Origin of the sequence: Nguyenibacter vanlangensis (assembly GCF_038719015.1) — a bacterium.
GTDB classification, from domain to species: Bacteria; Pseudomonadota; Alphaproteobacteria; order Acetobacterales; family Acetobacteraceae; genus Gluconacetobacter; species Gluconacetobacter vanlangensis.
In genome coordinates, this window is the sequence record NZ_CP152276.1 from 4,337,740 (window position 1) to 4,350,118 (window position 12,379).

Below are 12,379 nucleotides of genomic sequence, written 5' to 3' on the forward strand. Positions count from 1 at the left end.
GTAGTAAGGCCTGCCTTCCGGGCGGGCGGGGTGTCGGTCCTGACCGGCATCCGGGCACAAGACGGTTTGTGACGGCCCGCTTCCGGGTGCCGCGGCCAGGCGGCCGCCGGCGCGGGACGGTCCGGGTCGTCGGGATGGGGGCAGGATAGACGATGAACGCAATTACGAAATCGTTCACGGGACGCAAGCGCATCCGCAAGAGCTTCGGGCGGATACCCGAAATCGCTCCGATGCCCAATCTGATCGACGTGCAGCGCGCCAGCTACGAGGCGTTCCTGCAGATGAACGTCTCGCCTGACAGCCGGACCAATGCCGGCCTGCAGGAAGTCTTCCGCTCGGTCTTCCCGATCAATGATTTCGCCGGCCGCGGCCGGCTCGAGTTCGTCAATTACGAACTGGAAGAGCCGAAATACGACGTCGAGGAATGCATCCAGCGCGGCCTGACCTTCGCCGCGCCGCTCAAGGTCGTGCTGCGCCTGATCGTCTGGGACGTGGACGAGGATACCGGCTCGCGCTCGATCCGCGACATCAAGGAACAGCCCGTCTATATGGGCGACATGCCGCTGATGACCGACAACGGCACGTTCATCATCAACGGCACCGAGCGCGTGATCGTCAGCCAGATGCATCGCAGCCCCGGCGTGTTCTTCGACCACGACAAGGGCAAGACCCACTCGTCGGGCAAGTTCCTGTTCGCCGCGCGCGTCATCCCCTATCGCGGCTCCTGGCTGGATTTCGAATTCGACAGCAAGGACCTGATCTACGTCCGCATCGACCGCAAGCGCAAGCTGCCGGTCACCACCCTGCTCTACGCGCTGGAAGGCGCGGCCTCCGCCGCGGCCCGCGCCGCCAAGGCGGCCGAGGGCGGCGATGTCGAGGCGATGGAGATCCGTGGCATGGATGCCGACGAGATCCTCTCCTATTTCTATAACCGGGTCGTCTTCGTGAAGACCGGCAAGGGCTGGGCCCGTCCGTTCGACGCCGAGTCGTTCCGTGGGCTCAAGCTGCTCGAACCGCTGATCGACGCCGAGACCGGCGCGGTGGTGGCCGAGGCCGACGCCAAGCTGACCGCCCGCATGGTCCGCAAGATCGCCGAGACGACGAAAGAGGTGCTGGTCGGCCATGTCGGCCTGATCGGCCGCTACGTCTCCGAAGACCTGGTCAATCAGGAAACCGGCGAGATCTATGCCGAGGCCGGCGAGGAACTGACCGAGGCCCGCATCGCGGCGCTCGAGGAAGCCGGCCTCGACCGGCTGCCGACGCTGGCGATCGACGCGCAGAACGGCCCGTGGATCCGCAACACGCTGGCGGTGGACAAGAACGCCTCGCGCGACGACGCGCTGACCGACATCTATCGCGTCATGCGCCCCGGCGAGCCGCCGACCCCCGAGACGGCCGAGGCCATGTTCTCCGGCCTGTTCTTCGACTCCGACCGCTACGACCTGTCGGCCGTCGGCCGCGTCAAGATGAACATGCGCCTGGGCCTCGACGCCCCGGACACCGTCCGCGTGCTGCGCAAGGAAGACATCCTGCGCACCGTCAAGATCATGTGCGAGCTGAAGGACGGCCGCGGCGCGATCGACGATATCGACAATCTGGGCAACCGCCGCGTCCGCTCGGTCGGCGAACTGATGGAAAACCAGTATCGCGTCGGCCTGCTGCGCATGGAGCGCGCGATCCGCGAGCGCATGGGCTCGGTCGATATCGATACGGTCATGCCGCACGACCTGATCAACGCCAAGCCGGCCGCTGCCGCGGTGCGCGAATTCTTCGGCTCGTCGCAGCTCAGCCAGTTCATGGACCAGACCAACCCGCTCTCCGAGGTCACGCACAAGCGCCGCCTCTCGGCCCTGGGCCCGGGCGGGCTGACGCGTGAGCGCGCGGGCTTCGAGGTCCGCGACGTCCACCCGACCCATTACGGCCGCATCTGCCCGATCGAGACGCCCGAAGGCCCGAATATCGGCCTGATCAACTCCCTGGCGACCTACGCCAAGGTGAACAAGTACGGCTTCATCGAAACCCCGTACCGCCTGGTGCGCGACGGCGTGCTGCAGGATGGCTGGAAATACCTCTCCGCCATGGAAGAGGAAAAGCTGGTCGTCGCCCAGGCCGACGCCCGGCAGGATGCCGGCGGCCGCCTGACCGACGAACTGGTCTCGGTCCGCCGCAGCGGCGATTTCCGCCTGGTGAAGCCCGAGGAAGTCACCGCCTGCGACGTGTCGCCCAAGCAGTTGGTCTCGGTCGCGGCCGCGCTGATTCCGTTCCTGGAAAACGACGACGCCAACCGCGCGCTGATGGGCTCGAACATGCAGCGCCAGGCGGTGCCGCTGGTCCGCTCCGACGCGCCGCTGGTCGGCACGGGGATGGAAGCCGCGGTGGCGCACGATTCCGGCGCCACCATCGTCGCCCGGCGCGGCGGCATCATCGACCAGATCGACGGCGCGCGCATCGTGGTGCGCGCGACCGACGCGGCCGGGGCGACCCAGGGCGTCGATATCTATCGCCTGCGCAAATATATGCGCTCCAACCAGTCCACCTGCATCAACCAGCGCCCGCTGGTCCGCGTGGGCGACTGGGTGCGCGCCGGCGACATCATCGCCGACGGCCCGTCGACCGAATTGGGCGAGCTGGCGCTGGGCCGGAACGTGCTGGTCGCGTTCATGCCGTGGAACGGGTACAATTTCGAAGACTCGATCCTGATCTCCGAGCGGATCGCCCGCGACGACGTCTTCACCTCGATCCATATCGAGGAGTTCGAGGTCATGGCCCGCGACACCAAGCTGGGGCAGGAGGAAATCACCCGCGACATTCCCAATGTCGGCGAGGAAGCGCTGCGCAACCTCGACGAGGCGGGCATCGTCTATGTCGGCGCCGAAGTGAATCCGGGCGACATCCTGGTCGGCAAGGTCACCCCGAAGGGCGAAAGCCCGATGACGCCGGAAGAGAAGCTGCTGCGCGCCATCTTCGGCGAAAAGGCGTCCGACGTGCGCGACACCTCGCTGCGCCTGCCGCCCGGCACGACCGGCACCATCGTCGATGTGCGCGTCTTCTCCCGCCGCGGCGTGGACAAGGACGAGCGCGCGATGGCGATCGAGCGCGCCGAGATCGAGCGCCTCGCCAAGGACCGCGACGACGAACGCGCGATCCAGGAGCGGTCCTTCTATAACCGGCTGCGCGAGCGCCTGGCGGGCCAGGTCGCCGGCGCGGGCTTCAAGGGCCTGCGTTCAGGCACCGAGATCACCGAAGAGGTGCTGGCCGAGCATCCGCGCGGCGCGTGGCGCAACATCACCGTCGCCGACGACGCGGTGATGGTCGAACTCGAGGTCCTGCGCCGCGAATTCGACGCCGCCGTGGCCCGCATCCAGGCCCGCTTCGAAAGCAAGGTCGAAAAGCTGCAGCGCGGCGACGAACTGCCGCCGGGCGTCATGAAGATGGTCAAGGTCTTCGTTGCGGTGAAGCGCAAGCTGCAGCCGGGCGACAAGATGGCCGGCCGCCACGGCAACAAGGGCGTCGTCTCGCGCGTCGTCCCGGTCGAGGACATGCCGTTCCTCGAGGACGGCACCTCGGTCGATCTGGTGCTGAACCCGCTGGGCGTGCCCTCGCGCATGAATGTCGGGCAGATCCTGGAGACCCATCTGGGCTGGGCCTGCGCCAATATCGGCAAGGGCATCGGCGAACTGGTCGACGACTACCAGCGCACGGGCGAGAAGAAGCAGGAACTGCTGGACCGGCTGAAGACGGTCTATGGCGACAAGGTCTATGACGACGCGATCGCCGACCTGCCGAACGAACAGCTCGTCGAGCTGGCGAACAACCTGCGCAAGGGCGTGCCGATCGCGACCCCGGTCTTCGACGGCGCCTCGATCCCGGATATCGAGGCGATGCTCGAGGATGCCGGCGTCAGCAAGTCGGGCCAGTCGCAGTTGATCGACGGCCGCACCGGCGAGCCGTTCGAGCGCCAGACCACGGTCGGCTATATCTATATGCTGAAGCTGCACCACCTGGTCGACGACAAGATCCATGCCCGTTCGATCGGCCCGTACTCGCTGGTCACCCAGCAGCCGCTGGGCGGCAAGGCCCAGTTCGGCGGCCAGCGTTTCGGCGAAATGGAGGTCTGGGCGCTCGAGGCGTACGGCGCGGCCTACACGCTGCAGGAAATGCTGACGGTGAAGTCGGACGACGTGTCCGGCCGCACCAAGGTCTATGAGGCGATCGTGCGCGAACAGGACGATTTCGAAGCCGGCATCCCCGAAAGCTTCAACGTCCTGATCAAGGAGCTGAAATCGCTCGGCCTGAACGTGGATCTGGAGCAGAGCGGCGACTGACCCCGTCGTCGGTCATCTTCCTCTTTCTCCGTCTGTTTTCTTCTCAGGGACGGGGGCGGCCGGGCGGGCCGTCTCCGTCCAACTTCCCTCAGGGGGTTTGCGGCGCATGAACGAACTCATGAAGATCCTCGGCCAGACCGGCCAGGCCATGACCTTCGACCAGATCAAGATCCAGCTCGCCTCGTCCGAGCAGATCCGGTCCTGGTCGTACGGCGAGATCAAGAAGCCCGAGACCATCAACTACCGCACCTTCAAGCCGGAGCGCGACGGCCTGTTCTGCGCGCGCATCTTCGGCCCGATCAAGGACTACGAGTGCCTGTGCGGCAAGTACAAGCGCATGAAGTTCCGCGGCATCATCTGCGAGAAATGCGGCGTCGAGGTGACGCTGGCCAAGGTCCGGCGCGAGCGCATGGGCCATATCGAGCTGGCCAGCCCGGTCGCGCATATCTGGTTCCTGAAGTCGCTGCCCAGCCGCATCGGCCTGATGGTCGACATGACGCTGAAGGATCTGGAAAAGATCCTCTATTTCGAAAGCTACGTGGTGCTCGAGCCGGGCACCTCGCCGCTCAAGCAGTTCAGCCTGCTGACCGAGGACCAGTATCTCGACGTCATGGACGAACATGGCGAAGAGGGGATCGAGGTCGGCATCGGCGCCGAGGCGATCAAGAAGGTCCTCGAGCGCATCGACTGCAAGGCGGACAAGGAGCGCCTGCGCCAGGAGCTGAAGGAGACGACCTCCGAGGCCAAGCGCAAGAAGCTGGTCAAGCGCCTGAAGCTGATCGAGGCGTTCGCCGACAGCGATTCGCGTCCCGAATGGATGATCATGGACCTGATTCCGGTGATCCCGCCGGAACTGCGTCCGCTGGTCCCGCTGGATGGCGGCCGCTTCGCGACCTCCGACCTGAACGACCTGTATCGCCGCGTCATCAACCGCAACAACCGCCTCAAGCGGCTGATCGAGCTGCGCGCGCCCGACATCATCGTGCGCAACGAGAAGCGCATGCTGCAGGAATCGGTCGACGCGCTGTTCGATAACGGCCGCCGCGGCCGCGCGATCACGGGCGCCAACAAGCGTCCGCTGAAGTCGCTGTCCGACATGCTCAAGGGCAAGCAGGGCCGCTTCCGCCAGAACCTGCTGGGCAAGCGCGTCGATTATTCCGGCCGTTCGGTCATCGTGGTCGGACCCGAGCTGAAGCTGCACCAGTGCGGCCTGCCCAAGAAGATGGCGCTCGAGCTGTTCAAGCCGTTCATCTACTCCAAGCTGGAAAAATACGGCCACGCCACCACCATCAAGGCCGCGAAGCGGATGGTGGAGAAGGAACGTCCCGAGGTGTGGGACATCCTCGAAGAGGTGATCCGCGAACACCCGGTCATGCTGAACCGCGCGCCGACCCTGCACCGCCTGGGCATCCAGGCGTTCGAGCCGGTGCTGATCGAGGGCAAGGCCATCCAGTTGCACCCGCTGGTCTGCACCGCCTTCAACGCGGATTTCGACGGCGACCAGATGGCCGTCCACGTGCCGCTGAGCCTCGAGGCGCAGCTCGAAGCGCGCGTGCTGATGATGTCCACCAACAACATCCTCAGCCCCGCCAACGGCAAGCCGATCATCGTGCCGTCGCAGGACATCGTCCTGGGCCTGTATTATCTCAGCCTGGAAACGCCGGAATTCCTGGCGACGCCCGACCGCAACGAATATGACGCCGAAGGCCGCCTCACGGTCACCGGCGCCCCGTCCTTCGCGACGGTGGGCGAGGTCGAGTACGCCCTGTCCGCCGGCGCGATCAAGCTGCACGACAAGATCACCGCCCGGTTCGAGACGCTCGACGCCGACGGCAAGCCGGTGCGCCAGACCGTGATCACCACCCCGGGCCGCATGCTGATCGCGCAGATCCTGCCGCGCCATCCGGCGATCCCGTTCGCGCTGATCAACAAGCAATTGACCAAGAAGAACGTCTCCGACGTTATCGACGCGGTCTATCGCCATTGCGGCCAGAAGGAATGCGTCATCTTCTGCGACCGCATGATGGGCCTGGGCTTCCGCCACGCGGCGAAGGCCGGCATCTCCTTCGGCAAGGATGACATGATCATCCCGGCCGAGAAGAAGATGCTGGTCGAGCGCACTGCCGCCGAGGTGAAGGAGTTCGAGCAGCAGTACCAGGACGGCCTGATCACCGCCGGCGAACGCTACAACAAGGTGGTCGACGCCTGGTCGCGCTGCACGGACGAGGTGCAGGCCGCGATGATGAAGGAGATCTCGCGCCAGGAGGTCGGCAAAACCACCAACTCGGTGTGGATGATGAGCCATTCCGGCGCCCGTGGGTCGCCGGCGCAGATGAAGCAGCTCGCCGGCATGCGCGGCCTGATGGCCAAGCCGTCGGGCGAGATCATCGAGCAGCCGATCATCGCCAACTTCAAGGAAGGCCTGTCGGTTCTCGACTACTTCACCTCGACCCACGGCGCCCGCAAGGGTCTGGCCGACACGGCGCTGAAGACCGCGAACTCGGGCTATCTGACGCGCCGCCTGGTCGACGTGGCGCAGGACTGCATCATCGTCGAGGACGATTGCGGCACCGAACGCGGCCTGACCGTCCGCGCCGTCATGGATGGCGGCGAAATCGTCTCCTCGCTGTCCGAGCGGATCCTGGGCCGTACGACCGCCGCCGACGTGCTGGACCCCGCTTCGGGCGACGTGCTGCTCGCGCGCGACACGCTGATCGAGGAAGCGCAGGCCGAAAAGATCGAGAAGGCCGGCGTGGAAAGCGTGCTGATCCGCTCGGTCCTGACCTGCGAAAGCCGGGTCGGTGTCTGCGGCCTGTGCTATGGGCGCGACCTGGCGCGCGGCACGCCGGTCAATATCGGCGAGGCCGTGGGCGTGATCGCCGCCCAGTCGATCGGCGAGCCCGGCACCCAGTTGACCATGCGCACCTTCCATATTGGCGGCGCCGCCCAGCGTGGCGCGGAACAGTCGATGGTCGAGGCGTCGCGTGACGGCAAGGTGACGATCAACAACCGCAACGTCGTCCATAACAGCCAGAACGTCCCCATCGTGATGTCGCGCAACTGCGAGATCGTGCTGACGGACGAGAAGGGGACCGAACGCGCCCGCTACCGTGTGCCCTACGGCGCCCGCCTGCTGGTCGACGAAGGCGCGGCGGTGACGCGCGGTCAGAAGATGGCCGAGTGGGATCCGTACACCCTGCCGATCATCACCGAGCAGTCCGGCACGGTCGAGTATCTGGACCTGATCGACTCCATCACGCTGGTCGAGCGCATGGACGAGGTCACCGGCCTGACCTCGAAGGTCGTGGTGGACTACAAGCAGGCGGCCAAGGGCGTGGATCTGCGTCCGCGCCTGCAACTCAAGGACGCCAACGGCCACGTCATCAAGCTGGCGAACGGCAATGACGCGCGCTACTTCCTCTCGCCCGACTCGCTGCTGTCGGTCGAGAACGGCGCCCAGGTCAGCGCGGGCGACGTGCTGGCGCGCATCCCGCGCGAAGGCTCCAAGACCCGCGACATCACCGGCGGTCTGCCGCGCGTGGCCGAACTGTTCGAGGCCCGCCGTCCGAAGGATCACGCGATCATCTCGGAAACCGACGGCCGCGTCGAATTCGGCAAGGACTACAAGGCCAAGCGCCGCATCATCGTGAAGAACGACGAGACCGGCGAAGAGACCGACTACCTGATCCCGAAGGGCAAGCACGTCTCGGTCCAGGAAGGCGACTTCGTCCGCGTGGGCGACCCGCTGGTCGACGGTCCGCGCGTGCCGCACGACATCCTCAAGGTGCTGGGCGTCGAGGCGCTGTCGGACTACCTGGTGAACGAGATCCAGGACGTCTACCGGCTGCAGGGCGTGAAGATCAACGACAAGCATATCGAGGTGATCGTCCGCCAGATGCTCCAGAAGGTCGAGATTCTCGAGCCCGGCGACACGACCTACCTGATCGGCGAGACGGTGGATCGCATCGAGTTCGAGACCGAGAACACGAAGCGCCTGAATATGGGCGAGCGTCCGGCAGCGGCCATGCCGGTGCTGCAGGGCATCACCAAGGCGTCGCTGCAGACCCAGTCCTTCATCTCGGCCGCCTCCTTCCAGGAGACGACGCGCGTCCTGACCGAGGCCGCGACCGCCGGCAAGAAGGACACGCTGAACGGCCTGAAGGAGAACGTGATCGTCGGTCGCCTGATCCCGGCGGGCACGGGCAGCGTGATGAACAAGCTGCGCGCCATCGCCGCCGGCCAGGACCGTCAGCGCCTGGCGCAGGTCCGTCCCGCGGTCTCCAAGGCCGAATAACGGACATGTCCGTCACCCAAGCCCGTCCGGGCGAGGGCGCGCAGGGCCGGGTGGCGACACCCGGCCCTTTTTTTGACCGGTCCGGTTTGTGAATCGGCCTTATTTTCGGTACGCGCACGATTCCGCTGGCCCGAATCGCCCGGATATGGGATAGCCCGCGCGGCGTCGGTGATCTGCCGCAGCCGCATGGCTGATGCGGTGGTCCGGCAGGTGCAAATCGACCGGTTTTGTCCGCGAATCCCAAGGTAACACTTGACTCGCGGCTATCCGCTTCGTAGGTTCCGCGCCCTCGGCTAGCCCCGTCTCGTACGACGTCGTTGGCCGTCGAATGCAGCATGCAGGCATGCGGTGCCGTAGTCCCCGGGCGGGGCTGCCAAGGCCGGATGCATAAATGATGTCCAGGCGAATGAGTCTCATTCGTTGGGATTTTGTTGTGAACGACAGTCGGCAGCCCGATACGCGGTTGGCCGGCCGAATTTTGTAAGGATCGGGAAAGGCGTATGCCGACCATCAACCAGCTGATCGCCAAGGGCCGCGAACCCGCTGCCAAGCGCAACAAGGTGCCTGCCCTGCAGGGCTGCCCGCAGAAGCGTGGTGTCTGCACCCGCGTCTACACGACCACGCCGAAGAAGCCGAACTCGGCGCTGCGTAAGGTCGCGAAGGTGCGCCTGACGAACGGCTATGAGGTCGTCAGCTACATCCCGGGTGAAGGCCACAACCTGCAGGAGCACAGTGTGGTCCTGATCCGCGGCGGTCGCGTCAAGGACCTTCCCGGCGTGCGCTATCACATCCTGCGTGGCGTTCTGGATACCCAGGGTATCGCCAAGCGTCGTCAGCGTCGCTCGCTCTATGGCGCGAAGCGTCCGAAGTAAAAGGAATAACGAGGCATGAGTCGCCGTCATCGCGCCGTCAAGCGCGAGATCCTTCCCGATCCGAAATTTGGTGACGTCGTCATCACGCGTTTCATGAACGCCCTGATGTATGACGGCAAGAAGTCCACCGCCGAAGGCATCGTCTACGGCGCGCTGGAAGTGCTGCGCCGTCGCGGCGGCGCCGCGGCCGACCCGGTGGTGATGTTCCACAGCGCGCTGGACAACGTGAAGCCGGCCGTCGAGGTCCGTTCGCGTCGCGTCGGCGGCGCCACCTACCAGGTGCCCGTCGAAGTCCGCGCCGAGCGTCGCCAGGCACTTGCGATCCGCTGGCTGATCGACGCGTCGCGCAAGCGCGGCGAGAACACGATGCAGGAGCGTCTGTCGAACGAGCTGCTGGACGCGGTCAACAATCGCGGCTCCGCGGTCAAGAAGCGCGAAGACACGCACCGCATGGCCGAGGCGAACAAGGCGTTCAGTCATTACCGCTGGTAAGTGACGCAGGACCGGTCTAAAGACCGCGACGCTTCCGGTTAGGAACATTTCAACCCGACCCCGGCCGGTGGCCGAGTAACGGAGACAGACGATGGCAAAGGCTAAATTCGAGCGGACGAAGCCGCACTGCAATATCGGCACGATCGGTCACGTCGACCATGGTAAGACGTCGCTGACCGCCGCGATCACCAAGACGCTGGCGAAGACCGGCGGCGCCACCTTCAAGGCGTATGACCAGATCGACGCGGCTCCGGAAGAGCGCGCCCGCGGCATCACGATCTCGACCGCCCACGTCGAGTACGAAACCGCGAAGCGCCACTACGCGCACGTCGACTGCCCCGGCCACGCCGACTACGTCAAGAACATGATCACCGGTGCCGCCCAGATGGACGGCGCGATCCTGGTCGTGTCGGCCGCCGACGGCCCGATGCCGCAGACCCGCGAGCACATCCTGCTGGCCCGTCAGGTCGGCGTCCCGGCCCTGGTCGTGTTCCTGAACAAGGTCGATCAGGTCGACGATCCGGAACTGCTCGAACTGGTCGAGATGGAAGTGCGCGAGCTGCTGTCCGCCTACCAGTTCCCGGGCGACGACATCCCCATCGTCAAGGGTTCGGCCCTGGTGACGCTGGAAGACGGCGATCCGGAACTCGGCGAGAACCGCGTGCGCGACCTGATGGACGCGGTCGACGACTACATCCCGCAGCCGGACCGTCCGGTCGACCGTCCGTTCCTGATGCCGATCGAAGACGTGTTCTCGATCTCGGGCCGCGGCACCGTGGTGACCGGCCGTGTCGAGCGCGGCGCGGTGAATGTCGGTGACGAAATCGAAATCGTCGGCCTGCGCACCACGCAGAAGACGACGGTGACGGGCGTCGAAATGTTCCGCAAGCTGCTCGATCGCGGCGAGGCCGGCGACAATATCGGCGCGCTGCTGCGCGGCACGAAGCGCGAGGACGTCGAGCGCGGTCAGGTCCTGGCGAAGCCGGGCTCCATCACCCCGCACACGAAGTTCAAGGCCGAGGCGTACATCCTCACGAAGGAAGAGGGTGGCCGTCACACGCCGTTCTTCACCAACTACCGTCCGCAGTTCTATTTCCGCACCACCGACGTCACCGGCGTCGTGCACCTGCCGGAAGGCACGGAAATGGTCATGCCGGGCGACAACATCGCCATGGATGTCGAGCTGATCGCGCCGATCGCCATGGACGAAGGCCTGCGTTTCGCTATCCGCGAGGGTGGCCGCACCGTCGGCGCCGGCGTGGTGGCCTCGATCACGGCCTGATCGGCCCGGTCGTAACCAGAACTGGATGCCCCGGCCGGAGCGATCCGGCCGGGGTCTCCTTTGGCGGCTCGGGTTCCCCCGAACCAGTAATGTTGGACTGAACAGACGATGGACAACCAGAACATCCGCATTCGCCTCAAGGCGTACGATCATCGGGTGCTCGACAACAGCACCAAAGAGATCGTCAACACGGCGAAGCGTACGGGTGCGCGGGTTCGGGGTCCTATCCCGCTGCCGACGCATATCGAACGGTTCACCGTGAACCGCTCTCCCCACGTGGACAAGAAAAGCCGCGAGCAGTTCGAAATTCGGACCCATCGCCGGCTGCTCGACATCGTCGAGCCGACCCCGCAGACCGTGGACGCTCTCATGAAGCTCGACCTCGCCGCCGGCGTGGATGTCGAGATTAAACTCTAAGGTCCAGACGATGCGCACCGGATTGATCGCAAAGAAGCTGGGCATGACCCGGCTGTTCAAGGAAGACGGCACGCACGTGCCCGTCACCGTCCTGCATGTCGATAATTTGCAGGTGGTGGATGTCCGTACCCAGGACCGCGACGGCTACACCGCCGTGCAGCTCGGGTTCGGCAACGCCAAGGTGAAGAACGTCTCCAAGCCGAACCGCGGCCATTTTGCCCGCGCGAAGGTCGAACCCAAGAAGAAGCTGGCCGAATTCCGCGTCGCGGAAGATGCCGTGCTGGAGGCTGGCGCCACCCTGTCCGCCACCCATTTCGTGGTGGGGCAGAAGGTCGACGTGACCGCCACCAGCAAGGGCAAGGGCTTCGCCGGCGCCATGAAGCGCTGGAACTTCGCGGGTCTCGAGGCCACGCACGGCGTGTCCATCAGCCATCGTTCGCATGGCTCGACGGGTAACCGCCAGGACCCGGGCAAGACCTTCAAGAACAAGAAAATGGCCGGCCATCTGGGCTCCGAGCGCGTGACCACCCTCAATCTCGAGGTGGCGGCGGTGGATGCCGAGAAGAATCTGCTCATGGTCCGCGGCTCCGTGCCCGGCGGCAAGAACGAGCTGGTTCTGGTTCGTGATGCGATCAAGAAGGCCCGTCATGCCGAGGCGCCGTATCCGGCGGCCCTGGTTGAGGCTGCGGGCTGAGGA

At 65.5% G+C, this 12,379-nt stretch carries 7 protein-coding genes; all 7 read left to right on the top strand.

All coding sequences use genetic code 11. From position 1 onward, the window contains the following. Positions 1–152 precede the first annotated feature (152 nt). The 7 genes from rpoB to rplC all read left to right on the top strand — a co-directional run bounded on the left by rpoB (position 153) and on the right by rplC (position 12,376). The gene (gene rpoB / locus AAC691_RS20245; RefSeq protein WP_323990371.1) at positions 153–4,325 is read left to right on the top strand and encodes a DNA-directed RNA polymerase subunit beta; all 4,173 of its coding nucleotides are present in this window, start codon (positions 153–155) and stop codon (positions 4,323–4,325) included. A 106-nt stretch (positions 4,326–4,431) separates the two neighbouring features. Continuing rightward, positions 4,432–8,619 carry a DNA-directed RNA polymerase subunit beta' gene (gene rpoC, locus AAC691_RS20250; protein WP_323990372.1) on the top strand — a complete coding sequence of 1,396 codons (4,188 nt, stop codon included), beginning with the start codon at positions 4,432–4,434 and terminating at the stop codon, positions 8,617–8,619. Between the two features lie 500 nt (positions 8,620–9,119). Further along, positions 9,120–9,491, top strand: coding sequence for a 30S ribosomal protein S12 (gene rpsL / locus AAC691_RS20255; protein ID WP_003621118.1), 372 nt, complete (start codon positions 9,120–9,122; stop codon positions 9,489–9,491). Positions 9,492–9,506: 15 nt separating this feature from the next. Continuing rightward, positions 9,507–9,983, top strand: coding sequence for a 30S ribosomal protein S7 (gene rpsG / locus AAC691_RS20260; RefSeq protein WP_102323162.1), 477 nt, complete (start codon positions 9,507–9,509; stop codon positions 9,981–9,983). Positions 9,984–10,074: 91 nt separating this feature from the next. Further along, the gene (gene tuf / locus AAC691_RS20265; protein ID WP_176638759.1) at positions 10,075–11,265 is read left to right on the top strand and encodes an elongation factor Tu; all 1,191 of its coding nucleotides are present in this window, start codon (positions 10,075–10,077) and stop codon (positions 11,263–11,265) included. Positions 11,266–11,373: 108 nt separating this feature from the next. Next, a complete protein-coding gene (gene rpsJ, locus AAC691_RS20270) occupies positions 11,374–11,682 on the top strand; it encodes a 30S ribosomal protein S10 (protein WP_007282720.1) in 309 nt (102 codons plus the stop codon). Positions 11,683–11,692: 10 nt separating this feature from the next. Further along, complete coding sequence (gene rplC / locus AAC691_RS20275; RefSeq protein ID WP_176638760.1) at positions 11,693–12,376, top strand: 50S ribosomal protein L3; 684 nt, start codon at positions 11,693–11,695, stop codon at positions 12,374–12,376. Positions 12,377–12,379 lie beyond the last annotated feature (3 nt).